At 58.1% G+C, this 26,432-nt stretch carries 14 protein-coding genes; all 14 read left to right on the top strand.

Annotated features, from left to right (window positions below; genetic code table 11):
- The first annotated feature begins 6 nt into the window (after nucleotides 1-6).
- The 14 genes from LC531_RS15470 to LC531_RS15405 all read left to right on the top strand — a co-directional run bounded on the left by LC531_RS15470 (nucleotide 7) and on the right by LC531_RS15405 (nucleotide 26,422).
- Nucleotides 7-2,358, top strand: a complete 2,352-nt coding sequence (locus LC531_RS15470) for a GumC family protein (RefSeq protein WP_223651788.1) — start codon at nucleotides 7-9, stop codon at nucleotides 2,356-2,358.
- Nucleotides 2,359-2,375: 17 nt separating this feature from the next.
- Nucleotides 2,376-3,311, top strand: a complete 936-nt coding sequence (locus tag LC531_RS15465) for a glycosyltransferase family 2 protein (protein WP_223651786.1) — start codon at nucleotides 2,376-2,378, stop codon at nucleotides 3,309-3,311.
- Between the two features lie 264 nt (nucleotides 3,312-3,575).
- Nucleotides 3,576-4,733 carry a polysaccharide biosynthesis protein gene (locus LC531_RS15460; protein ID WP_223651784.1) on the top strand — a complete coding sequence of 386 codons (1,158 nt, stop codon included), beginning with the start codon at nucleotides 3,576-3,578 and terminating at the stop codon, nucleotides 4,731-4,733.
- Between the two features lie 354 nt (nucleotides 4,734-5,087).
- Entirely contained in the window at nucleotides 5,088-6,338 is a 1,251-nt protein-coding gene (locus LC531_RS15455; RefSeq protein ID WP_223651782.1) for a glycosyltransferase family 4 protein, read from the top strand.
- Between the two features lie 46 nt (nucleotides 6,339-6,384).
- The gene (locus LC531_RS15450) at nucleotides 6,385-7,755 is read left to right on the top strand and encodes a patatin-like phospholipase domain-containing protein (RefSeq protein ID WP_223651780.1); all 1,371 of its coding nucleotides are present in this window, start codon (nucleotides 6,385-6,387) and stop codon (nucleotides 7,753-7,755) included.
- Nucleotides 7,756-7,758: 3 nt separating this feature from the next.
- On the top strand, nucleotides 7,759-8,928 hold the full coding sequence (locus tag LC531_RS15445) for a glycosyltransferase (RefSeq protein ID WP_223651778.1): 1,170 nt from the start codon (nucleotides 7,759-7,761) through the stop codon (nucleotides 8,926-8,928).
- Nucleotides 8,925-9,587, top strand: coding sequence for an acyltransferase (locus LC531_RS15440; protein ID WP_223651776.1), 663 nt, complete (start codon nucleotides 8,925-8,927; stop codon nucleotides 9,585-9,587). The genes LC531_RS15445 and LC531_RS15440 overlap by 4 nt, the downstream gene beginning before the upstream one ends.
- A gap of 170 nt (nucleotides 9,588-9,757) precedes the next feature.
- A complete protein-coding gene (locus LC531_RS15435; protein WP_223651774.1) occupies nucleotides 9,758-10,597 on the top strand; it encodes an O-fucosyltransferase family protein in 840 nt (279 codons plus the stop codon).
- A 94-nt stretch (nucleotides 10,598-10,691) separates the two neighbouring features.
- On the top strand, nucleotides 10,692-11,840 hold the full coding sequence (locus LC531_RS15430) for an XrtY-associated glycosyltransferase XYAG1 (RefSeq protein ID WP_223651772.1): 1,149 nt from the start codon (nucleotides 10,692-10,694) through the stop codon (nucleotides 11,838-11,840).
- Between the two features lie 75 nt (nucleotides 11,841-11,915).
- Nucleotides 11,916-12,485 (top strand): WcaF family extracellular polysaccharide biosynthesis acetyltransferase, encoded by a 570-nt coding sequence (locus LC531_RS15425; protein ID WP_223651770.1) that lies wholly within the window; start codon nucleotides 11,916-11,918, stop codon nucleotides 12,483-12,485.
- A 52-nt stretch (nucleotides 12,486-12,537) separates the two neighbouring features.
- Entirely contained in the window at nucleotides 12,538-13,755 is a 1,218-nt protein-coding gene (locus tag LC531_RS15420) for a glycosyltransferase family 4 protein (RefSeq protein WP_223651768.1), read from the top strand.
- A 57-nt stretch (nucleotides 13,756-13,812) separates the two neighbouring features.
- Nucleotides 13,813-14,868, top strand: a complete 1,056-nt coding sequence (locus LC531_RS15415) for an NAD-dependent epimerase/dehydratase family protein (RefSeq protein ID WP_223651766.1) — start codon at nucleotides 13,813-13,815, stop codon at nucleotides 14,866-14,868.
- Nucleotides 14,869-15,618: 750 nt separating this feature from the next.
- Nucleotides 15,619-19,980, top strand: coding sequence for a malectin domain-containing carbohydrate-binding protein (locus LC531_RS15410; protein WP_223651764.1), 4,362 nt, complete (start codon nucleotides 15,619-15,621; stop codon nucleotides 19,978-19,980).
- Between the two features lie 202 nt (nucleotides 19,981-20,182).
- Entirely contained in the window at nucleotides 20,183-26,422 is a 6,240-nt protein-coding gene (locus LC531_RS15405) for an alpha-2-macroglobulin family protein (protein ID WP_223651762.1), read from the top strand.
- The last annotated feature ends 10 nt before the right edge of the window (nucleotides 26,423-26,432 follow it).

Below are 26,432 nucleotides of genomic sequence, written 5' to 3'. Positions count from 1 at the left end.
TTTGTAATGAGTAGCAACGAGTTATTTCCACTGGCTTCTGAGCAGCCCGAGGCGAAAAGTATTGCCCATATAGTCAGGCAGTATGCCAAGTATTGGTACTTATTTGTTTTGAGTATTGGTATTTGTTTGGGCGTAGCGTATTTCTACCTTAAATATCTCGCGGTACCGCAATATTCTATCTACAGTACTGTTCTGATTAAGGAAGATAAAAATAGTAGCTCAGCAGCCACCGCGGAGACCTTTAATCTAAACCTATTCGCACCATCCAAAAATTTCAATAATGAGATTGAAGTTTTGGAATCGAATGGCTTGATGGAGCGGGTAGCCGTTAATCTGGGTTTGACTACTACATATCATCGCCTGGGAAGATTTAGAAACGTAGAGTTGTACGGCGATAGCCTGCCCATTCATATTGTAGTTGGTAAACTATCGCCGAAGGTTATTAATAAAAGTATTCTGTTAAGCCTAAAGCAAGATAATGCCTTTACCATTGAGGAGGAAGGCAAGAGTACGCTCTACCACTTCGGGCAGCTAATACATAGGCCCTATGGTGATTTTACCGTCTTAGCAGACAGCACTTTAAAAAGCCCGGTAAACGCGCTCAATAACGTGCTTATCGTAGGCTTTCACAGCCCGGTCGTCGTTGCTGGCGGCTTCAGCCAGCAGCTCCAAATCGTGCCCCTTAGTAAAGAGGCGACGGTGCTGAAAATCAGCATTACGGATGCCCTACCCCAGCGCGGGCGCGATATTATTAATGAGCTGGTGAAAGTATATAACAGCGAAGCTATCGAGGATAAAAATCTTATGGCCACTAATACCATTCACTTTCTAGATGAGCGCTTGGGGTCTCTCACCAAGGAGTTAACCGGGGTGGAGAAGAACGTGGAGCGCTATAAAAGCCAGAATGGAGTGACCGATGTGACAACACAGGCAACAAACTACTTGGAGCAAGCCAGTGACTACAATAAAAAGCTATCGGATTGGGAAGCGCAGATTGATGTGCTGAAATCTATTGAGAGCTATCTAAACACGACAACCAGCCAGGCGCAGTTAGTACCCAGTACGCTAGGCATTCAGGACCAAACGCTACTGGGCTTGATTGGTAAGTTCAACGAATTACAATTGGAGCGCGAACGAATGCTGCGCACCACGGAACCTGGTAATCCGCTGGTGATGAATATGAATCAGCAATTGGATAATCTAAAAACAAATATCTTAGAAAACCTGCGCAATATTAAGAATGGCTTGCTTATCACCAGCAATAATCTGCGGGCCAGCTCGGGGCTATTCAAATCCAGAATTCAGAAAGTACCCGTGCAGGAGCGAGAATTGCAGGATATAAACCGCCAACAGGAAACTAAGCAGAAATTGTACTTATTTCTGCTTCAAAAGCGTGAGGAGGCGGGCCTCTCGCTGGCTGCTACCGTGGCCAATACCCGTATCGTGGATACGGCGACCAGTAGCGATTACCCCATCAAGCCCAGCAAGCAAATTGTTTACCTAGTGGCCCTATTGATAGGCTGCTTGCTACCATTTGCGGGAATTTTCTCTAAAGATTTACTGAATGATAAAATTCAGAGTCAGCAGGATATTGCTGCGCTCACGGCTACTCCCATTCTGGGCGAGCTAGTGCATAATACGCAGGATAATTTGGTAATGATTCCTGGTAACCGAAGCCCGCTGGCCGAGATGTTCCGGCTGGTTCGGACCAACCTGCACTTCGCGGCTAATGGCCAGGACCAGCGGGTAATTATGGTTACATCCAGCATGAGCAACGAAGGCAAAACCTTCTTCAGCCTGAACCTAGGTGCTACGCTGGCGCTGACTGGCAAACGGGTCGTCGTGCTCGAAATGGATTTGCGGCAGCCAGCTCTTTTACAAGCGCTCGGAACAATGCAGCCGGTGGGTATTACCGATTATCTGTTGTCTGGTAGCTACACTATCCAGGATGTCGTGCACGCTTCGGAACAAGCTACCAACCTGTTCGTGATGAGCGCGGGTAAGCTGGTTGCTAATCCTGCCGAACTAATGATGTCGCCCAAGCTGGGCTACCTCATCCACGAATTGCGCGAGCGGTTTGACTACGTAATTATTGACACCGCCCCGATTGGGAAGGTAGCGGATGCCTTCAACCTGCGCGCTTACGTGGACCAGACCGTATACCTCGTTCGGTATAATTATACCTTAAAGAGTCAGCTAGGCATTATCGATAACGTTTTTGTTAATCACAAGCTGCCCAATCCGCTCATCGTGCTGAACGACATGCGCCTCAGCACTCGCGAGGGCTACGGCTATGGCTACGGGGAAGATAAAAACAAAAAGCATTTTTTTAGCCGGGCAACTACTTCAGCATCCTAATTTTAGTTTTATTAGTTATGAGTAAAGTATCCATTGTTATCACCACATACAAGCGGCCGGAGTTAGTAGTCGGAGCCATTACGTCCTGCCTTGAGCAGACCGTGCTACCCTACGAAATCCTCGTGGGTGATGACTCGCCCGATACGCGCACGGCTGAAGTGGTTCATGAGTTGGCAGCGAAAGCGCAGGTGCCGATTCGCTACCTGCACAACGTGCCGTCCCTTAAACAAGCGCGCAATGTTAACCGCTTGTTTGAGGAAGCCGCGGGAGATAAAATAATGCTGTTGCACGACGACGACCTACTGCTACCCGAATCGGTGGAGACTCTAAGCCGGGTTTTTGAGGAAAACCCGACCGTGGACATGGCGTATGGGCGGCAGTATATCATCTCCGAACAGGGCGAGATTGACCCTGTATCGTCCACCGCGTTTAATGAGGATTTTTATCGGACGGCGGAGTTTGAGGGTTCGGTACTAACTGCCTTTGAAGCGGGCTTGGGCCAGCAGATTCCGAATAATGGCTACATGTTGAAGGCAGAGATTGCCAAGCAGCTAATGTGGCGCACGGACATTGGCGACGGCTGCGAATACGATTTTGGCATACGCCTGGGGCTGGCGGGCTACCGCACGTATTTCGTGAATAAGTACGTGGGCATATACCGTTTATCTGCTCAATCGATATCTGGTTCAGGGGGTAGTGATATGGCTCGCCAAGCCTTCAAAATAATGCGGGACAGCGTAGCTGATACTCCACGCGCGCAAAGTATCAAAAACCGTCGTTTATATGAGCGAGCACCCATTGCCATTACCGAATGCGTGCGACATGGGGAGAAAAAAGAAGCGCTTGCCATCTTTTTTAGTAAGTGGTACCGGTCTCGGATTCTTTCCTTGCGCGGAATGAAAAGAATGCTAAATATATTATTTTATCCAAATCTGCCCAAAATATTACGGTAGATATTATTTCTTATGCCATTCCTGCGCTCTAACTTATTAGGGCTGTTGGTCACGGATGGCAGACTATTCCTTCCCCTTATGAAAGCGTTTATCCAACAGTTCCAATCGTCGACTAGGCGGACTAAGCTGCTGGAGTGGGGCCGTCTCATTACACTTATGGGGTCGGCGCAGGTGGCAGTACAGGCATTGGGATTTGTAGGTGGTATCTTGGTTATCAGAGTTTTACCTACTAAAGAATATGCACTCTACACCCTAGCTAACACGATGGTAGGTACGATGCTGCTGCTGGCCGATGGTGGTATTACTGCGGGGGTAATGGCGCAGGGGGGTAGGGTGTGGCAGAGCCGCGAGCGCCTGGGGGCTGTACTGGCCACAGGCTACAATCTGCGCCGCAAGTTTGCCCTGGTAAGCCTGTTGCTAGCCATACCCTCTCTACTGTATTTACTGCGGCACCAAGAAGCCAGCTGGTTGATGTCGTTGCTGCTTACTGCTTCACTGATACCTGGTTTCTTAATGGCGCTCTCGGGCACCTTGCTAGAGATTGCCCCGAAACTGCACCAAAGTGTGCTACCCATTCAGCGCATTCAAGTAGAAGCCTCACTGAGCCGGTTGGTATTGCTGAGCAGCCTGCTGCTTTTTCCGTGGGCCTACGTAGCAGTGCTAGCTGCCGGGCTACCGCAAATCTGGGCTAACCGCCGGCTGAGCCGGCTGGCTGGCACTTTCGCCGACGACCAACAGCCCCTGGACCCAGTGGTGCGTCAGGAGATTTTAGCAAAAGTAAAGCGGCTTCTGCCCGATGCTATTTACTACTGTTTTTCCTGCCAGTTTGTCGTTTGGCTGATTTCTATTTATGGTTCGACCACCGCGCTCGCGCAGGTGGGGGCGTTGGGGCGCTTAGCCGTTGCGCTCAGCTTGTTCTCGACGCTGTTTGCGTCGTTGGTGCTACCCCGCTTCGCGCGCTTACCCAACGACGTGAGCCTGCTGTTTCGGCACTACACCCGGCTGGTGGTGGGGCTATTGGCCCTGGGGACCTGCATCGTAGCGGGAATCTGGCTGTTGGCTACTCCCATTCTCTGGGTACTGGGTAAGCAGTACGCGGGCCTAGAGCCCGAATTGATATTGATGATGGTTGGGAGATGCCTGGGGTTAGTAGCTTCCTCCGTCTTCCTACTGTGTACCAGCAAGGGCTGGGTTATTAATCCGCTACTCTCCATTCCGCTTAGCCTGGCTTCCATTGGGGTCGGAATAGCGCTGATTGACATCACTACCCTGCAAGGCATCTTTAAGCTTGACATCGTAGTGGCGTTGGTGCAACTGCTTATGCACATAAGCTATGGGCTGTCACAGTTACTGAAGCTGAAACAAGTAGCTACCAGCCTTCACCTGCGCGAAGAGCCTGAAATTCAAGCGGCCCATTTCTAATGAGGAAGTCTACTACCAAAGAGCTGCTACCTATCGGAGCCTATCGGGGAAGCTACTGGGGCATCGCAGCCTTTATAATAGCGAGGCCCGTAGTAAGCTGAGCCGCGGCTCGCTGGTGCAGTACCTGAAGCGGATGAGTTTTTACCGGCAAGCCTACTTTTAACTAATACTACGGCGCGTTCTGACTGCCTTTTCAGTTGAATGAGCTATTTCATGCTTAGTTATTACTAGCGACCCAACGTCCCTGACTGAAGTACGAGGTACGCGCAATACCAGCATCGCGTCGCGTACTTCGAAGAAGAGCTTGCGAAGTATCCGATAGCCTGACTATTTTTTTTACGCCCTACCCCTACTATGAAAGTCGTTCTCTCGCACCCAACTGGTAATCGCAACGTGCGCGCCATTCTGGCAGCACTGTGTGCGGGCGGGACCCTGGCTGAGTTCGACACCACACTTGCCGCGGACCCCACGGCGGCGTGGCTGCGCTTGCTACCCCCCCGTCTGCGCCAGGAGTGGCTACGCCGCACCTACGCCGTGCCGGCTGGGCAGCTTCAGACCCACCCCTGGCGCGAACTGGGCCGCCTGCTACTGCCCCGCCTGGGCCTGGGCCACCACGTGCGGCACGAGCAGGGCTGGGCCAGTATGGATGCGATGTACCAAAGCTTTGACCAGGCCGTAGCCCGGCGGTTGCCCCAATTGCAAGCCAGCCAGCAGGCCGATACCGTGTATGCCTACGAAGACGGCGCGCTGGCGACGTTCACTCAAGCCAAGGCCCTGGGGATGCGCTGCGTCTACGACCTACCCATTGCTTATTGGGAAACCGGCCGCCACCTGATGCTGGAAGAAGCCGAGCGCCGGCCGGCGTGGGCTCCCACCCTCGGCGGGGGCATCCGGGACTCGGCGGCCAAGCTAGCGCGCAAAACCCGTGAGCTGGAACTAGCCGACGTAGTAGTAGGCCCCGGCAGCTTCGTGATGGACTCGCTGCCTGCCTGGGCGCGCGCTAAGCCTACCATCATGGTGCCCTTCGGTTCGCCCGAGGGGGTAGGGGAGGCGGCCGCGACCCAGGAAGTGCCGCCAGCCCGGCCACTACGGGTGCTGTTTGTGGGTGCGCTGGGGCAGCGCAAGGGGTTGGGCGACTTGTTTGAGGCGGTGCGCCAACTCAACCGGCCCGACCTGGAATTGGTGCTGCTGGGCAGCCCGCTGGCCCCCATGTCTTTTTACCGGCAAGAGTTGCCTGACTTTACCTACGAAGCTAGCCGGCCGCATGAGCAGGTGCTGGCACTAATGCGCTCTTGCGACGTTTTTTGCTTGCCCTCCATTGTGGAGGGCCGCGCCCTCGTGATGCAGGAGGCTATGAGCCAGGGCCTACCCCTGCTTATCACGCCCAACACGGGCGGCGCGGACCTGATACTGGAAGGCCGCACGGGTTTTCTGGTGCCCATCCGCTCGCCCGAAGCCTTGGCCGAGAAGCTGACTTGGTTTCTAGACAACCGGGCGGCCATCCCAGAAATGGGTCGGCAGGCGCGGGAGCACGCCACTGGCTACACCTGGACCCGCTACGGCAGCCAGGTGTTGGAAATATTAACCAACCCGTTGCTGGCTTAACGCCAAGTAGCCACCAACTTTTTATTAATCACCTAGTCGTTTACTCATGGCCACCACTGCTACTCTGCCCGCTACTGCGGCGCGGCCTGCCCGGCGGGCGGCGGGCCAGGGAGCCGTGCCGCCCGAGGCCAACCGCGACCTCAAGTGGGGCATCTGGGCTTACATAATATTGATTATTTTGGAGGGAGCCTTGCGGCGCTGGGTGTTGCCCAGCCTGGCTACGCCCCTGCTGATTGTCCGCGACCCCATTGCGCTGTGGCTGATGGTGGCTGCCTGGCGGCGGGGGCTACTACCAGCCAATCCCTACTTAGCGGGTACGCTTTTTATCGGTATTCTCGGAATCATCAGCGCCCTGCTGGTAGGCCACGGCAACCTGGCGGTGGCCTTGTACGGAGCGCGTATTTTACTGCTGCATTTTCCGCTGATTTTCGTTATCGGGCGCATTTTCAACCGGGCAGACGTGTTGCGCGTCGGGCAGGCATTCGTCTGGATGACTCCGGCGATGGCGCTGCTTATCGCCGTGCAGTTCTATAGTCCGCAGTCGGCCTTCGTGAACCGGGGGGTAGGCGGCGACTTGGCGGGCGCGGGCTTCGATGGTGCGATGGGCTTCTTCCGCCCGCCTGGCACCTTTTCGTTTACCAACGGCACGCACATGTTCTTTGGGCTGGCGGCGTGCTTCGTCTGCTACTTCTGGCTCGATTTAAAGCGTATCAACCGGCTGGTACTTACGGCGGCAACCGTGGGGCTGCTGTCGGCCATTCCGTTCTCCATCAGCCGCAGCCTACTATTATACGTCACGACCGCGGGGCTGTTTACGGTTATTGGCCTGTTACGCAAGCCTAAAAACCTGGGCCGGGTACTACTGCTGGGTCTGGGGGGCTGCGTCTTGCTGCTAGCCTTGAGTCGGGTAAGCATCCTGCAAACACCCATCGAAGCTTTTGTAAGCCGCTTCACAGACGCGTCCGATGTAGAGGGTGGCCTGCGGGGCTCACTTGGCAACCGCTACCTGGGCGGGATGCTAGAGGCATTAATTAACTCGTCACAACAACCTTTTTTCGGCTACGGCATCGGGATGGGGACCAATGCCGGCAGTGCCATACTTACGGGTGAACGTTCTTTTATCATTTCGGAAGGGGAGTGGGGCCGGCTAATTGGTGAGTTAGGTCCCTTACTCGGCATCGGCATTATTTTCATTCGAATGGCTTTGTCCGTGAAGCTTACCGCTGCCTGTTACCAGCGCCTGCTACGCGATGACCTGCTGCCGTGGATACTACTGGGTAATGCCCTGCTTATGATTCCGCAGGCGCAGTGGGCGCAGCCTACCGCGCTGGGGTTTTCCACACTCATCGCGGGGCTTGTAATAGCCGTTCTGCGCCCGGCTTCAACTGCCTCGTCTTTTCACTCAGTAGCTACTTAGGTTATGCGAATAGTCTTGATTGGTAACTACCAGCCCGACGGCCAGGAAAGTATGCGGCGGTTTGCGGACATGCTCGTCGAAGGCTTCGGCCGGGCCGGGCTGGCCACCGAAACCTGGCTACCCACAGTCTTTTTTGGGGCGCTAGTGCGGCAAACTACCTCCGGCCTGGGCAAGTGGCTGGGCTACCTGGATAAGTGGGTGCTGTTTCCGCTGGTGCTGCGCTGGCGCACGCGCGGAACCGCTAGGGCTGACCATCGCTTTCACATCTGCGACCACTCTAACGCGCCCTACCTGCCCCACCTACCCGCCGCTCAAACCGGCATTACCTGCCACGACGTGCTGGCCATTCGGGGTGGGCTAGGCTACGCCGATGCTTACGTGGCCGCCTCGCGCATGGGCCGGGTACTGCAAGCCTGGATTCTGGGTAGCCTGCGCCGCGCCGAGCGGCTGGCCGCCGTATCGCACTTCACGCTGGGCCAATTAAATGAGTTGACGACCCCGGCCACCCCGGCCGCCGATTGGCGGGTTATCCACAATGCCTTCAACGCTCGCTTTTGGCCCATGCCCGCCGACCAAGCCGCGCCCCTACTGCGCGCGGCGGGCCTCGACCTCAACCAGCCCTTTCTGCTGCACGTGGGCTCCGACCTGCCGCGCAAAAACCGGGCGTTGCTCTTGGAGATGGCGGCCGCGCTGGGCAGCCGCTGGGCGGGCCTCATATGCTTTGCGGGCGCACCTCTTGAGCCGGCTCTGCTTGCCCGCGCCGAGGCGCTGGGCCTGCGCCAGCGGGTAGTGGCCGTGGCTAGCCCCGCCCACGAAACGCTGGTGGCGCTGTACAGCACCTGCGCGGCGTTTGTTTTTCCATCTTATTCCGAAGGTTTTGGTTGGCCCGTGATTGAGGCGCAGGCTTGCGGTGCGCCTGTGCTGGTCAGCAGCGTAGCTCCTATGCCCGAAGTGAGCGGCGGGGCCGCCCGGCACGCCGACCCCGACGACGCACCGGCCTTCGCCGCGGCCTTCCTGGATTTGCTCGATGGCCCCACCCGCCAAGCCCTGGTGCAGGCCGGCCTAGCTAACTGCCAGCGTTTCGAGCCCGCCGCCATGACGGCGGCTTACCTCGACTTGCTGGCTATTCCCGTTCTTACCCCCTCGCCTATGCTTCAGCCCGCCTCGCTTTGATTTTAAAAATACTCACGTACTTATTGCCCTGGTCGCTGCGCCGCCGGGCGCTGGAGCGGTGGTTTCACTTCGAGATTCACCCCACGGCCCGCCTGGGCCTGGCCTGGGTATTCCCTAATAAGCTGGTGATGGGGGCGCACGCGCGCATCGACCATTTTACCGTTGCTATTCACCTCGACCGCCTGGAACTGGGGGCGCACGCCACCATTGGGCGGGGCAACTGGATAACTGGCTTCCCGACTAATACCGACTCGCCGCACTTTCGGCACCAAACCGACCGGCAAGCTTGCCTGCTGGTGGGCGAGTCGGCCGCCATCACCAAAGACCACCACATCGACTGCACCAATACCATCGAAATCGGCGCGTTTTCGACCGTGGCGGGCTACCAGACACAGTTTCTAACTCACTCCATCGACGTGCTGGAAAACCGGCAGCACAGCGCGCCCATCCGCATCGGGGCCTACACCTTCGTGGGCACCAACTCGGTGATACTAGGCGGGGCCGTGCTACCGGCCTGCTCCGTGCTGGGAGCTAAGTCATTGCTTAACAAAGTTTTTGCTGAAGAGTGGACGCTTTACGGTGGCGTGCCAGCTCAAGCTTTGCGCCCATTGCCCCGCACGGCCAAGTACTTCACTCGAACCGAGGGGTTCGTCTATTAGAATGACGATTAGTTCACTGCTGGTAATTCGTTTTAAGCTGTTTCCCTTACAGCTTTGGTTCACCACTGGTATCGATAACCTTAACGTTGCAAAGAGTAAGTAACCGATGAGCATGACGTTCTTTTTAATACAAAATAATTCTTACTACATAATTACCTGATATAAGCGTCATGAATGATTCAGAAGGCATCCTGTATTTTGAGCCAACTTTCGGTTTAGCCAATCGTCTTCGCGCTATGGCTTCCGTTCTAAAGCTCTCTCAAAATCTAAATAAGAAGCTTGTTATTATTTGGGTAAATAATTTTGAATTAAACTGCCCTTTTCAAGAGCTATTCCAGCCTTTACCAGGGGTTTTATTCAGAGATAAACCCTATCTCTGGCAATTTACTAAAAATAGTGAACAAAATAATTTCGGATATCGCTTTGTTGTATACGCAATTAATAAGCTGTTAGGATTTGACTTCTGCACGAAGGAATTGAATAATGACTTTTTCTATAGGAAAGACGGAGGTGGTATTGATGACGTTGTTAAAAAATATAAAAATATTTATGTGCAAACTTGTTCTGATTTTTTGAATGATGATAGGTTTTTACAACAATTTAAACCAGTTGCGGAGCTTCAAACACAGATAGAACAGCGAAGCGCTGATTTTAGCAATTATACTGTTGGCCTTCACATCCGTCGCACCGACCATAAGGACGCTATTATGAAAAGTTCGTTGGAGCTTTTCATACAACATATTGATGCCGAGTTGGTACTACGACCTAACACTCTGTTTTACTTATCAACAGATGAACCCGAAACGGAAGTGCGTTTAAAAGAATTATACGGCGATAAGCTATTGCTATTCCCAAAAAATTTCTCTCGAAATTCAATTCAAGGTATTAAGGATGCGGTTGTTGATTTGTTTTGCCTGTCGCGTACCCAGAAAATTATTGGTTCCTATAATAGCTCATTTTCCGATATTGCCGCTCGGCTTGGTCAAGTTGAGCTGCAAGTTGTTGCTTAGACGCGATTTAGCTGTTATTAATAAAAGGTAAGTATTCAATTACAATATGGTTGTCAAGCCAAGCGCACGGCGCTTTTCATAGCCTCGAGAGCTAATGAATATTCTTTTCATCGTTCCTTTCTATAAGCCGGCGTATTCTTATGGTGGCCCCATCGTAGTTATCGCGCGGCTGGCCGAAACCCTGGTCGCGATGGGCCATACTGTGACCGTGTACACGTCCACGGCTAATGGGGCTGCTGAGTTGCCGGTGGTACCCGGCCAGCCCATGAATGTGGATGGCGTGTGCGTCTATTATTTTAAGCGTGTAACGGGTGATAATACCCACGCCTCGCCGGCCCTGTGGCTGCAGCTCGACCGCACCATCCACGATTTTGAGGTGGTTCATATTCATTCGTGGTGGAATTTTCTGGTGTTGGGGGCCGCCTGGGTCTGCCGTCGGCATAGTGTAAAGCCCATTATCTCGCCCCACGGAATGCTTAGTGAGTATATTCTGACGACCAACAACGCGGCTAAAAAGCGGTGGCTGCACCGACTAGTGGGCAAGAAGCTGCTTGCCGCGTCGGTATTGCACGTCTCGACCAAGCTAGAGTTGGAAGAGTCGCGCCAGGTTATTCCTGGCTGGCCGGGCCAAATTATCCCTAATCTGGTAGCCTTGCCCCAATACGCGCCCACCCGCCCGGCCAACGACGTGTTTACCATCGGCTTTCTATCGCGCGTTGACCCCAAAAAGGGCCTCGACGTGCTTATTCGGGTCTTGGGCCAAATAACCCAGCCCTACCGGCTGCTGGTGGCGGGCACGGGCAGCGAAACTTACATCCAGGAGCTTCACGCGCTGGCTGCGGAGGTTGGTAATGCCGATAAAATAACATGGGTAGGCTGGAAAAACGGGGAGGATAAATTCACTTTTCTGGCCGAACTGGACCTGTTTGCCCTCACCTCGCATAGCGAAAACTTCGCCATTGTCGTAATTGAGTCGCTGGCAACCGGCACGCCGGTGCTCATCAGCGACCAAGTAGGTCTTTACCAATATGTGCGGGAACACGACTACGGCTGGGTAACTCCCCTGGACCCGGCCCAGGTAGTAGCCACCTTGCAGGCCGCGATGCGTGACCACGCCAAGCGGCAACGCATTGGGGCCACGGCCCCGGTCCTCATACGCCGGGAATACGACGACCGCACCCTGGCGCAGCATTACCTCGACCTCTATCAGGCTCCCGCAGCCCACGCATTACCCGCTTTATGAGGATTTGGTCAGCATCCTTATCCTTATAAGCCAGCCCGCGCGGTTCGCGCCGGTTGTTACGCTCATGTTGCCGCTATGACTCCTTCTTACCCTGCTATTCGCACGGACTTATCGCGCTTCAGCGTGGGCGACTACCGCGCCGGGCCGCGCTGGAAAGTGGCCCTGTGGTACGCGGTGAGCTACGTTTTTTTCGCCAGCGCCGTACCCTGGCCCTACCCCCTCAAAGCCGCGCTGCTGCGCTGGTTCGGGGCGCGGGTGGGGGTAGGGCTGGTTATCAAGCCCAGCGTGCGCATCAAAAACCCCTGGCGGCTCACGCTCGGCGACCACTGCTGGCTGGGCGAGTCGGTGTGGATTGATAACCTGGCCGACGTGCGTATCGGGCACCACGTCACGCTCTCGCAGGGTGCGCTCTTACTCACTGGCAACCATGATTATACGCGCAGCGACTTTCCTTATCGCCTGGGCGAAATTACGCTGGAAGACGGCGTGTGGGTAGGGGCGCAAGCCGTGGTGTGCCCCGGCGTGAGCTGCTACTCACATGCCATCCTGACCGTGGGCTCGGTGGCTACCCGCTCACTCGATGCCTGGGGCATTTACGCCGGTAACCCCGCCAAATTCGTGCGCGAGCGCGTGATGACGGCCTGATTATTAATCTATTACTTTGCCTTATGCTGCTTATTAGCAGTTGCAAAAAGTTATGAAAATATTAGTTAGCGCCATGACGTTTGCGCCCGACCACAGCGGTATTGCGCTGTACTCGACCGACTTTGCTACGTATGCCGCCGAGCAGGGCCACGAGGTGACGGTCGTGACCGGCTTTTCGTGGTATCCGAAGTGGACGAAGCGCCCGGAAGACAAGCGGAAACTATTCCGCACCGATACTTACAAAGGCATTAAAGTGCTGCGGGGCTACCTCTACGTGCCCAAAAAAGTGACGACCCTTACTCGCATGGCGCAGGAGATTTCCTTCCTGGCTTTTGCCAGCGTCAACTTCTTACGGGCGGGTAAGCAGGATGCTATTGTGCTCTTTACTACGCCAATAAATCTGGGTCTACTTGGGGTTTTTTTTCGGAAGCTCTGGGGAGCCAAGCTCATCATCAACGTGCAGGACTTGCAGCTCGACGCGGCCAAGTCGCTGGGGATGCTGGGCAAGCTGCCGATAGTGGACGCGATGAGTGCGCTGGAAAAGTATAGCTATCGGAAGTCAGACCTGGTAGCCTCCATCTCGACCGCCATGACGGATATTATTCGGCAGAAGGGCATCGATACGAAGAAGGTTTATCTATGGCCCAACTGGATTAACGTGGCCGATGCCAACAGGCAGGGCCAGGAGCAGGCGTTTCGGCAGAAATTTCCGCAGTATGCCGATAAGATAATCGTGGGCTACGCCGGCAATGTGGGCATCAAGCAGGGCTTATCGGTGCTGATTGACCTGAGCAAGCGCTTTGAGGACCACGAAAATCTGATTTTTCTGATTATCGGGCAGGGCGGCGATATTGACAACCTCAAGCAATACGCGCGGCAGCAGCAAGTGCGCAATCTCGATTTCATCGATTTTCTGTCGCAGGAAGACTATTACCACTTCCTGTCCGATGCCGATATCGTTTTTCTCTCGCAGAAGAAGGATTCCGGCGATGTATACTTTCCGTCGAAGCTGCTGGGAATCATGGCGAAGAAAAAGCTCATTTTCGTGTCGGCCGATAAAGACTCCGAGATTTATAAGGTAGTGAGCGGCAATCAGGTGGGCATGTCAGCCGATTTTGGCGACCTCGACCATATGCAGCAGCTCCTGGCTGACTATCTGCGCGATAAACAATCGTTTGGCCATTACAAAGCCAACGCGCACTGCTTCGTGCAGCAGTACGACCGCCAGCCCGTGCTGCGCCAGGTACTCGCGGAAATAGAAAAACTTTAGCCGGCCGGGTAGCTGGGCGCTTTTTATTCAACGCTTCTTTTCACTTAACACCTTTTTATGAAGAAAATCCTGGTAACGGGCTCTAGTGGGCTCATCGGCAGCGAGGTAGTGCGGAAATATTGCCAGAGCGGCTGGCAGGTTTACGGCATCGACAACAATATGCGCGCCGACTTTTTTGGCCCCAACGGTGACACGCGCTGGAACCAGCTGCGCCTGCTGGCCGACTACCCCAACTTCCAGCACATCGAGTTGGATATCCGGGACCGCAAGGCCGTGGCCGAAACGATGGCCTCACTCCGGCCCGATGCCATCGTGCACACGGCCGCGCAGCCCAGCCACGACTTGGCCGCCAGCCGGCCTTTCGACGATTTCGACGTGAACGCCGTGGGCACGCTCAACCTGCTGGAAGCTACCCGCCAGCATTGCCCGGAGGCCACCTTCGTGCACATGTCTACCAATAAAGTGTACGGCGATGCGCCCAACCGGCTGAATCTGGTGGAGCAGGAAACCCGCTGGGATTTTGCCGACGCTGCCTACCACGACGGCATTAAGGAGTCGTTCAGCATCGACCAGTCGAAGCACTCCATCTTCGGGGCTTCCAAGGTGGCCGCCGACGTGATGGTCCAGGAGTACGGCCGCTACTTCAATATGCCTACCTGCTGCCTGCGGGGCGGTTGTCTCACCGGTCCCAACCACTCAGGTGTGGAACTGCACGGCTTTTTGAGCTACCTCATCAAATGCAACCTGGAGGAACGCAAGTACACAGTGTTTGGCTACAAGGGCAAGCAGGTGCGCGATAATATTCACTCGCACGACGTGGTGCGCTTTATGGAGGAGTTTATCGCCGCGCCCCGCGTGGGCGAGGTCTACAACATCGGTGGCGGCCGCGACAATTCCATCTCCATCCTGGAAGCCTTTCAGCTCATCGGGGAAATTTCGGGCAAGAAAATGCTCTACGACTACGTGGACCAGAACCGCTCCGGCGACCATATCTGCTACATCTCCGACCTGAGCAAGATGAAGGCCCACTACCCCAATTGGGACATCACGAAGGACCTGCGTACCACGTTTGAGGAAATCCACGAATCGTGGCTCACGCGCACGCACGCCTAAATAAGTAGCGGAGCAAAAGGTTGATTTAAGAAATTTTTGTCATTTTGTGCTGAGCGCCCCCCGACCCGCCACCACCCGGCGGGCTGGGGGGCGCTTCTTGCTAGGCGGTGAAGGTACTCCGCCCACTTAGTCGGCAAATATGCCAACGCGGGACAGCCCCGAATGAAATAGTTTGCCTAAAAAGGCGTTCAATAACCGCGTTGCTTGGGCAGCTGGGCTTCGTCCGTGCTAGTCGCGTTGATTACTTAATATATTAAATTTAAATTACTTGGTTTGTTATCTCGTGTTGACGAGATGCGTAATGCTTGGCCTTGGCCAGCAGGGGAGCGAGAGGGGAAAAAGCTAGTGAGGCCAGTCATATTGGGAAGCTCCTATCCGATGCGGACCAGCTGCATTCTTCCATAATGCAACGAAAAACGGTCGGCCATTGCCACCACACGCTTCGCAACTGGTAGGCCTGGGCTACTAACTATCGGGCTGTGAAGGCAGATGGAGCCATGCATCGTACCATTTCTAAAAGCAGGTACGGCGTAATGGATTTTTTAGAATATGGAAATGATGTTCACAAAATAATTATATAAAAGATAAAAGAAAAAAAATAAGATTTTATTAAATAATTCATACTTTTTAGGGTTTTTTTGCCTGTTTTATTTATTTAAGTACAATTTATGTGTGTTACATTTGTGGCTTACACTTATAGTAAAGTTTATGAAGTTAATTCAAGTTAAGCATTCTTGCGCTATTCCGCTTGTGCTGATTTTCTGGCTTTTTGGCTTCTTTACTACCCGAGTTGCTCAGGCTCAGAATACCATTAAATTTACCTTAGATAAGCCCTACACAACCAGTGCCGGCGTGTACCAGCCCGATGGCACGCTGGTGCGCACGCTCTGGAACCGGACCCCTTATTCGGCGGGCCCGCACTCGGCGAGCTGGGATGGTAAGGATGACAACGGGGCAGCCCTACCGACGGGCCAATACCAGATAAAATTGCTGTATCACAACGTGCAGTATGTGTGGGAAGGGGCCACTGGCAATACGTCGCAGTTGCAGTCGGGGCCGCACGTATACAGCGGCTACCTGCCCATCCGCGACATGGCCGCCACAGATACATCTATGTTTATGGCAGCGGGCTATAATGAGGGGCAGAGTAACCTGCGTTGGTTCACATTTAATAATTCGCGCTACCCCAGCAATGCGGGTCGGGTTGATGCCTATACGGCCTTCAGCCTGCTCGATACAGACGGTGCCAATGTGTACATGGCCAATAATGATGCGAGCGTGAATTTAGGTAATCATACGTCGTTCGTGTACGCCGTGAAAGTGCGTGATAATTCCGAGGTGCTATTCGCAGCGGGCCAGAAGGTGCAACTTAACGGCAACAATCCGAGCCAGACATACGCCAGCGTTATTGACCTGGACCAGCAGAGCCCTACCCCTCCCGGAATGAGCCTGAGGCGGCTGGCCAATGGCGCTTCGGGCTTGGCAGTGCAAAAAGCCGGCAATATCTTAGCCGTGGCCCACCAGAGTCAAAATATTATCCGACTGCTTGATAAGCTAAGTGGGCGCTTGCTGCGAACCATCGCAGCTGCCAGCCCCGGCTCACTGAGCATGGCCCCGAGCGGCGACCTGTGGGCTGTGGTGGGCAGCAACGTGGTGCGCTATACCAACCTAGCCAATAATCCTAGTGTGGCTACTACCATTACGGGCCTGACTAACCCGCTGGCCATAGCCACCGACCCCACCAACGACGACTTAGTGCTGGTGGCCGATGGTGGCAGCAGCCAGCAGGTGAAGGCCTATAACCGCGCCGGCAACAGCCAGTGGACCTATGGCCAGCAGGGCGGCTACCCCATCAATGGCAACGAAGTACGTCAGGACAAATTCTGGTTTGACCAGTCGGATTTGGGTGCCACCACATTTATCACCATTGCCCCCGACCATTCCTTCTGGGTGGGCGATATTGGTAATAATCGTTGCCTACACTTCTCGGCTAGCCGCGGGTATATCGAGCAGTTGATGTTTCAGCCGCATACTTATGCCGCATCGGTTGATGCCAATAATCCCAACCGGGTATTCAGTGAGTTTCTGGAATTTCAGGTGGATTACAGCCGACCGGTGGGCGAGTCGTGGACGCTGGTGCGCAACTGGCGTGCGGGCCTGGACGACAAATATCTCGGCTTTTTCCAGGGTCTGCGGCAGGTAACTACTCTTAGTAATGGCCGCACGTATGCTTTCGTGAAGATTCCAGCCCTCCCATACATAGATTTAGTGGAACTAACTGGCAGCCGCTTGCGGCCTACCGGCCTTACCTGGGGGGCATCAGGGCTGGATAAAGATGCGGCTACGCTGCTGCCCGATGGCTCGCTCAGTCTGGTACCCTACCACTTGCTGGCCAACAGCACGGTTGCCTGGCGTAAGCAGGCCCTGACGGGGTTTGACGGAGTAGGGAATCCGCAATGGGCCGCGCCGGCCGCACTGGCAAGCGCGCCCACGGGCGGCGGCGACCCCTACCCCCGCCCAGGCGGCTTTGGCGAGGTAAAAACGCCGCTGACCTCTTCGGGCCTGGTCGTTTCCTTCGACTATTCTAAAAACGATAACTACCACCTGGGGGCGGTAAAAGCGGGCGGGACCAACTGGCTCTGGCGGGCTGCCCCTACCGGCCCCCTGGATGGCAAAGGCACTTACGATATTGGCAACGGCGTGGAATACGCGGGTAACATAGTCATGACGGCGGGCCGCCACATCGTATTCGGCTACCACGGCGAGTTCTGGAGCGGGCGTCAGGCCAGCCAGTGGATGCACTTCTACGACAACGGCTTGGTAGTGGGGCAGTTCGGCGAAGCAACCGTGGGCCACATGTCCAGCGAGGGCGTACTGGCCGGCTATGCCGGCAATGGCGTTTCGCCCAGCCTGGTGGTGCAGAATGGCGAAACCTACATGTGGGTGAACGACGAGAGCGGCCACGGCCCTATGCGCTGGCACCTTACTGGCCTAGACGGCGTGCGCGAAGCTACCGGCACGGGTTCTCTTAACAGCACCATCACCCTCAACAACCCGGTGGCTATTGCTCCCTCGCAGGTAGTGGCTACCCCTAGCAACGCGCAGCTTCAGCTTAGCTGGTCGGTGGTGGCGGGCGCGGCCAGCTACGCCGTGAAGTACGCCCGTACCCCTGGCGGGCCCTACACCGTGGCGGCCAGCGGCCTCACAGCCAACAGCTACACGCTGGCCGGCCTGCTCAACGATACCAATTACTACGTGGTAGTGGATGCTCAGCCAGCTACCGGCCCCAAAGCCAGCTCCGACGAGGTAGTGGCTACACCCTACGACCCGGCCGTGGCCGTGCACCTGGTGGGCAGCGTGGCCAGCAACTATACCGAGCTGGCCGTGAACTCGGCGGCCCCGGCGGCGGGCAAGGCGGCACTACACGTGACGCAGCCCCTGCACTACAGCGTGGATAAGCTGCTGGTAGACACCGTGGGTACCAAGGGTTTCGTTATCTATAACTGGGGCGGGGCCGGGGCTGATAAGGTGGTGGTGCGGGCTCCCTTTGCGGTAACGAAGGGTGGCGGCTGGCGCAACGATAATTACGTGAAAGTGATATTTAACGTGGACAACGTGGCCGGCTCCGATTACAGCCTTTACAGCAACCCGGCGGGCAGCATCTCCATTACGGTGAATGATACAAACTGGCACTACCTCACGGCCGTGTGCCCGGTGCGCTTCGCTGATGCCCGCGCCAACAAAGTGACCCTGACACCGCAGGGCCAGACCGCCCCCGCGGCTACGTACTACATCAACGAGAATCCGGGCCAAAACCACATCATCCAGTTCCGCTTCAAGGGCAATGTGACCCTGACGGTGGACAACCAGCAGGGGGTAGGTGGCACGCTCCAGGCGATTTTCCTGGATGATGTGGTGAGTATGGCCCCGATACCATCCAATGCCCCCGCGTTGGCGGGCCAGCTCACTGCCTTCACCCTCGTGAATGCCGATAATAACCAAGATATTAAGGTACTGGCAGCGGGCGAAACCCTCAACCTGGCCACCCTACCCTCCCGCAACCTGAACATTCGGGCTACCACCGCGCCGGCCACGGTGGGTAGCGTTGCGTTCAGCCTGAGCGGCCCACAAACCAATACGGCGACCTATAATGCGGCTCCTTACTCGCTGTTTGGCTATAAGAATGGGCAGTATACGCCCTGGGTGCCCGCCGTGGGCACGTATACCTTGCTGGGCATGCCTTTTAGTGCCAGCAATGGCGGCGGCACGGCCGGCACGCCCCTCACTACCACGTTTACCGTGGCCGACCAGCCCGCCAGCCCGGCGCTCTACCGCGTCAATGCCGGGGGTAGTGCACTCACAACCAGCCTGGGCGCTTTTCAGGCCGATGCCTACTACCAGCCCGCGCCGGGCGACATAGCTACTACGGCTACTCCAGTGCGCAACACGCCCGATAGCCCGCTTTACCAAACGGCCCGCGTCGCTGCCAGCCAGGTTTTTAATTACTACCTGCCCGTGCCCAACGGCCGGTACTCCGTGGTGCTGCATTTTGCCGAAACTAAGTGGATGGCGGTGGGCCAGCGTGTATTCGACGTGATGTTTGAAGGCAAAAAAGTGCTCGATAACTACGACATCTACAAAAAAGTAGGAGCCAATGCGGCTACGACCGAAACCATTTCCATCTTCGTGAATGATGGCGTGCTGTCTATCAACTTCAGCGCGCTGGCCAGCGATGGTGGCGTGGACCAGCCCCTACTGTCGGCGCTGGAAGTGCTGAATGGCAGCTCGACGGTTATCATCAGCAAGAGTCAGTCGGCCACGGCGGCCCCGCTTACCCCCGTGCCCGCCCTAGAGCTGGCCGTATACCCCAATCCCACCGACGATGGGCAGCTGACCGTGACGCTACCCCTGCCGATGGGCGGACCGCTGTTCTATACGCTGGTATCTACGCTGGGCAGCACCCTAGCCACGGGTAGCGTGCTGCTGCCTGCTGCCTCTAACGCCGCAAACTTCGACCTGGGTGCGGCCATGCGCGTGCCCGGCGTGTACTACCTACGCCTGCAAAATGGGGCGTGGCAGTCCACTGTGAAGGTGATGCGGAGCGGTAAGTAACCGGTCTGCCTGCTCGGTTGCGTGCCGCGTACCCCTTAGTGGGAGTTTGTCGAATGAGCCCGCACGCATTTCACGCATTTACCTGCCCAGTCCCGGCAGCCGGCCACCGGCTGCCGGGACTGTATTTTTTGTGGTCGCGCTGTGCACTTGGCTTGCTTCTGGCATCTTTGGGATAACACTCCCGGCCAGCTGGCCCGTACCCATGCGTTATCTCTTGCTAACCTGCTGCTTATTGCTCACTGCCCTGCTCGCCGACTCGGCCGCGCCCGGCCCACCTACCCCCTTCGCCGCGCAGTGGAAACGGGTGGATGCGCTGCTGGCCAAGGAGCAAACCGCCACCGCCGCGCCGCTGGTGGAGAAAATCTATCAGCAAGCCAAACGGGAAAACAACGTCCCGAACTACGTGCGGGCGCTGCTTTATAAAATCCGGCTGCTAAATAACAAGGAGAACGATGCTGACGAAAAAGGCATTGCCTTGCTGGAAAAAGACCTGAAGTCGGCGCAGTTTCCGGTGCCCCCCATCCTGCACTCGCTGCTGGCCGGCCTGTACGCCGATTATTACAACCAGCACCGCTACGAGCTGTACGAGCGCACCAACGGGGCCGCGCCCACCACTGGCCCTACCCCCTCGGCTGGGGCCGATGGTGGCACCGGCCTCGCCACCTGGGATGCTGGCCGGCTGGGCGCAGCCATCGTGCGGCACTACCAGCAATCAGTAGAAGATATGCCGCAGCGGCAGCTGCAAACCACTTTGGCCCAACTCGGCGAGCTGGCCACCGGCGGTGATGCCGAGGGCCGCGCTCTGCGGCCGACCCTCTACGACCTGCTAGCGCAGCGCGCCGTCGCGGGGCTGCAAAACCAGGAGCTATACATTACCAAACCCGAGCAGCAGTGGCAGCCTACGGAGCCACAGCTATTCGGCAGCGCCCAGGAGTTTGCCGCGCTGAAGCTGACCGCGCCGGCCGACGACTCGCTCAACGGCCAGTTGCTGGCGCTACAAGTATTGCAGCGTCTCACGGCCGCCCGCTTGGCCGCCAACGACCCCGCTGCCCTCGCCGACGTGGATTTACAGCGCCTCGGCTACCTGCGCGGCCTCACCCAAAATACCGACTTGGCCGCGCAGTATGAGCCGGCCCTGGCCCGAATGGCCGAGGCTTATCAAGCCCTATCCCTTAGCACCGAATTCATCGCTGACCAGGCCCGCGCCCGGCGCGAAGCCGGCGACAACGTGGCCGCCGTGGCCCTGACGCGGGCCGCCGAAGTCCGGTTTCCGAAGTCGCGCGGTGCGGCAATGGCCCGGCAGCTGCGGGCCGAAATCGAGCAGCCCGAGCTGGCTTTTACGGCGGCCGATGTGGTAATGCCGGGCCAGCCCTGGCGGCTCGACCTGACTGCCCGCAACGTGACCAAGTTGCACGCCTGGGCCTACCGCATCACGCTGGCGCAGTGGCAGAAGTATCAGCAGTATAATGAGCAGCCCTTTGCCAAGCGCTATGCCCGCACCCTGAAAGCCGCCCCGGCCGCAAGTTGGGCCGTGCCAGTGCCGGGGCACCCCATCGACTACCGGGAGCAGAAGCTGGCGGCGGCCGGAGCAGCGCTGCCGGCCGGCTACTACCTGGTCGTTATCAGTAACACAGCCAGCAACCCGGCCCAGCAGCAGGCCGGTGCCGTGACGGCCTACGCCGTGGTGGGGGCCAGCGCGCTGAGCGCCCTTACCCGCGCCGACCCCGCCACGGGGGCGCTGCGGCTGCTGGTGCTGCACCGGCAAAGCGGCGCGCCGCTGGCCGGGGTGCCGGTGCAGGCCACCTACACCTCGTACCGCAACCGGGAGGCGGGCGAGGTGGTGAAAATGCCCGTAGTGCGCACCGACGCCACCGGGCAGGCTCCCCCGCTGCTGCCCGCCAGCGCCCGCCCGGCCGGGCACGCGCTGGTGGGGTCCGAAACCATCCGCGCCGTGCGCCTGTGGCGCGGGGCCGATACGCTGCTGCTGCCGGGCAGCGAGCGCTACCTCTATAGCAACGTGCCCGAAGCCCCCGACTCTAGCCAGACCCGCTGCTTTCTCTTCACCGACCGCGCCATTTACCGGCCGGGGCAAACGGTCTATTTCAAAGGAATTTTAACCCAAAAGCGGGGCGAAAGGGCTAGCCTGCTGACTGGTAAGCCGGTGAGCGTGCGCCTGCTCGATGTGAACGGGCAGACCGTGCAGACACTGCCCTTCACTACTTCCGACTTCGGCTCGTTCCACGGCTCGCTGGTACTGCCCACCGGCCTGCTCAATGGCGAAATGACGCTGCAAACCGACGACGGCAGCCTCGCCTTCGCCGTGGAAGACTACAAGCGGCCGACCTTCCTGGTGACGCTCGACTCGGTGCCCGGCCGGCCGCAGCTGGGCCTGCCGCTCACGGTGGGGGGTAGGGCCCGCGCCTACGCCGGTCAGGCCACCGACGGGGCCACGGTGAAGTACCACATCACGCGCCGTGCGCTGTGGCCGCTGTATGGCTACGGCTTCGGTGGGCGCGGAAGCTTCCGGCCCGGCCCGCGCGGCAGCAGCCAGGAAATCGCCCACGGCACTACGACCACCGATGCTGAGGGGCGCTTTGCTATCACCTTCACGCCGCCGCTGGGGACGCTGCCGGCCGGTGGGCGGTGGGAGCCGGGCTACGTCTTTGAAATAACCGCCGACGTGACCGACGCGGCGGGCGAAACCCACACTGGTACCCGCGCTGTCACCATTGGGCGCAACCCGCTCAGCTTGCAACTCGCCGGCCCAGGGCTGGCCGATAAGCAGGCCCTACCCCCCTTCCGGCTGCTGAGCACCAATGCCACCGGCGAGCTGCTGCCCGCCACCGGCACCCTGCGCCTGCTGGCCCGCCGCTTCCGCCCCAACCCGCCCGGCGTGCCCGGCCCTACCCCCCCAACTGAGGCCAACGAGGCCGCGCCGGAGCTGGTCAAAACCCTGGCTTTTGACACTAAAAACAGCCCCGACCTGGACCTGCGCGCTGCGCTGGCCGCCCTGCCTACCGGCCGCTACCGCCTCGAAGCCGAAGCCGAAGCCGCCGGGACCGACTCGGCGCGGGCGCGGCTTGATTTCGTGCTCTATGATTCCAAGGCCGCGACCGTGCCCTACGCCACGCCCGACTGGTTCGTGACCCTGGCCGACACGGTGGCCCCCGGCCAGCGGACGGAGGTGCTGCTCGGCAGCAGCGAGCCCGATACCCGCGTCCTGCTCGAAGTGGAGCGCGGCGGCAAGCTGCTACGCCACGAATGGTTGACGCTGCGCGCCGGCGAGCAGCGCCGACTGGCCATCGAAAGCGGGCCGCGCACGGCCGCGGGGCCGCTGTACATCCACACCACACAGGTGCGCGACAATCATTTCTATAAAAATGTGGAGACGGTGGAGGTGGCCGAAAAGCCGCAGCCGCTGCGCATTTCCCTCGCCACCTTCCGCGATAAGCTGCTGCCCGGCCAGCGCGAAACCTGGCGCATGACCATTCGCCAGGCCAACGGCCAGCCTGCCGATGCCGAGCTGCTGGCCACGCTGTATGACCAAAGCCTGGACGTGTTCCGGCCGCACAGCTTCCAGGCGTTGGAGTTTGATGAGGAGGATTATGAGTCGAAGTTTGAGTGGGAGGGGGATTTTGGGCAGTTAAATTCTGAGAGGCTTAATCAAGATGTCGGTTCGGATGAATTAGCGGTAATTGATTACCCGAAGCTAAATAACTGGGAAGCAAGAGGAAACAGGCCTTATCAATTTAGGCGAGCGCTACGAGGTAGGGCTATGGGAGTACAGGCCAATGCTACTGCCGGGGGGGTAGACAGGAGCTTTTCAGCATTGTCAGCCCCGCCCCCACCAGCACCCATGATGATGTTAGCGAAACCCACGCCTAGGGTGATGAAGAAAGATGCGGAGATGCGGCCCGGCGGCAACGCCGATTCAGTCAGTGGTGGGAAGTCCGCGCCTACCCCCGCTCTCAGCCTCATCCCTACCCGCACCGATTTCCGCGAAACGGCCTTCTGGCAGCCGGCTTTGCGCACGGATAAGAACGGCGACGTGGTGCTCGAATTTCAGATGCCGGAGGCCGTGACGCGCTGGCAGCTGCTGGCCCTGGCCCACGACCGCCAGCTGCACAGTGGCCAGCTGGCCCGCCAGCTCGTGACCCAAAAGCAGGTGCAACTCACGCCCAACGCCCCGCGCTTCCTGCGGCCCGGCGACGCGTTCACCTTCCCCGCCAAGTTCTCCAACCTCACCGACTACGCCACCAGCGGCACGGCGCAGCTGTTTTTGCTCGACGCGGCCACCGGCCAGGATATTACCAGCCAGCTCCTGAAAGGCCCGGCGCAGCAACCCGTGCAGGCCGCCGCCCACCAGAGCCAAGCCGTGGGCTGGCAGCTGGCCCTACCCCCCGACTTCGCCCCGGTGGCCGTGACCTACCGCGTGGTGGCGCAGACTCAATCGGGTCAGTCAGCAGTTAGCAATCAGCAGTTATCAGGCAAGAAAAGTAAGCGGAAGGCGGCCAAGAACCAGGCTCCCGAAACTAGTACCCAAGCCCCCATAACCTACTCCGATGGGGAGGAAAATACGCTGCCCGTCATCCCCAATAAGATTCTTATTACCGAGAGCCTGCCCCTACCCCTGGCCGGGCCGGGCACCCGCGCGTTTGAGCTGAAAAAGCTGACGAGTACCACCTCGCCCACCCGGCAGAACTACGCCCTGACGCTGGAAATGACCGCCAATCCCGCCTGGTACGCCGTGCAAAGCCTGCCTTACCTGCTGGAATACCCCTACGAGTGCGCCGAGCAAACCTTCAGCCGGCTCTACGCCAACCTGCTGGCGGCGCAGATTTTAAAGGCCAACCCGCGCTTCAAAACCGTGCTGGCCGAGTGGTCGCGCCAGGCCCAGAGCGGCACTGCCGCCCAGCGCGAGCAGCTCGCCAGCAAGCTGGCCCAGAACCAGGAGTTGAAGAATATTCTGCTGCAAGAAACGCCGTGGGTGCGCGACGCGCAGGGCGAAACCGAGCGCCTGGCCCGCCTCAGCACGTTGTTTGACGAGGCGCGGCTGAAGACCGAAACGGCCGCCGCGCTGGCTAAGTTGAAGCAGATGCAGCTAGCTGACGGGGCCTTCCCGTGGTTTGAGAAAATGCCCGCCGACCGCTACATCACCCAGCTCCTCGTGGCCGGCTTTGGCAAGCTGAAGGTGCTCGGGGCCTTCGATGCCAGCCAGGACGACGCGGCCCGCGAGCTGCTGCAAAACGCCCTGCGCTACCTCGATGCTACCACCGCGCAAGACTACGCCGACCTGCGCCGCCAGAAAAACGTGCGGCTGGCCGACGACCACCTCGGCGACCTGCAAATTCAGGCGCTGTACGCCCGCAGCTTCTGGCCGCTACCGGTGGTGGCGGCCAGCGCTCGGCCGGCGCTGGCTTACTACCGCGGGCAAGCCGCCCGCTACTGGCCCGGCCGCACGCGCTATTTGCAGGCCCAGCTTGCGCTCAGCTTATTCAGGGAAGACGCGAAAGCGCCCGCCGCCCAGGCCATCATGCGGGCGCTGGCCGAAAACGCCCTGCACTCGCCCGACCTCGGCATGTACTGGAAAGACGTGCGCGCCGGCTACTACTGGCGCGAGGCCCCCACCGAAACCCAGGCCACACTTATCGAGGCGTTTGACGAAATCAAGCACGACCAAAAATCGGTGGATGAGCTGAAGCTTTGGCTGCTGACTCAGAAGCAGACCCATAACTGGGAAAGTACCCGCGCCACCGCCGATGCCTGCTACGCCCTGCTACTGCGTGGCACCGATTGGCTGGCCCCTACCCCCTCCCTGCAAGTGAGTGTGGGCGACCAGGCCATTCGGCCCGAAGCCACGCAGGCCGGCACCGGCTACTATAAGGAAACCTGGTCCGCCGCCGAAATTAAGCCCGCCCAAGGCCGCGTGCGCGTTACCAAAACCGGCCCCGGCCCGGCCTGGGGCGCGCTCTACTGGCAGTATTTTGAGGACCTGGACAAGGTGACGCCCGCCGCCACGCCCCTCAGCCTGGAGCGCCAGCTGTACCGCGAAACCCGCACCGCCGCCGGCCCGCAGCTCGAAAAAATCAGCCCCGCTACCCCCCTGCGCGTGGGCGATGCCCTGGTAGTGCGCCTGGTGCTGCGCACCGACCGCGCCCTCGAATACGTGCACCTCAAGGACCAGCGCGCCGCCGGCCTGGAGCCGATTAATCAGCTCAGCGGCTACCAGTACCAGAACGGGCTGGGCTACTACGAAAGCCCCCGCGACGCGGCCACCAACTTCTTCCTGAGCGAAGTGCCCCGCGGCACCCACGTCTTCGAGTACCGGCTGCGGGCCAGCCAGGCGGGCAACTTTTCGGGCGGCCTCAGCCAGGTGCAGTGTCTGTATGCGCCGGAGTTTGGGGCCACTTCGGCGGGCGTTAGGCTGGTTATTGAGCAGTAGGTAATCGCCT

It is taken from the genome of Hymenobacter psoromatis (assembly GCF_020012125.1).
In the GTDB taxonomy this organism is placed as follows: Bacteria; Bacteroidota; Bacteroidia; order Cytophagales; family Hymenobacteraceae; genus Hymenobacter; species Hymenobacter psoromatis.
Note: the sequence above shows the minus strand (reverse complement) of the source record. Positions and strands in the feature narration are given on the sequence as shown.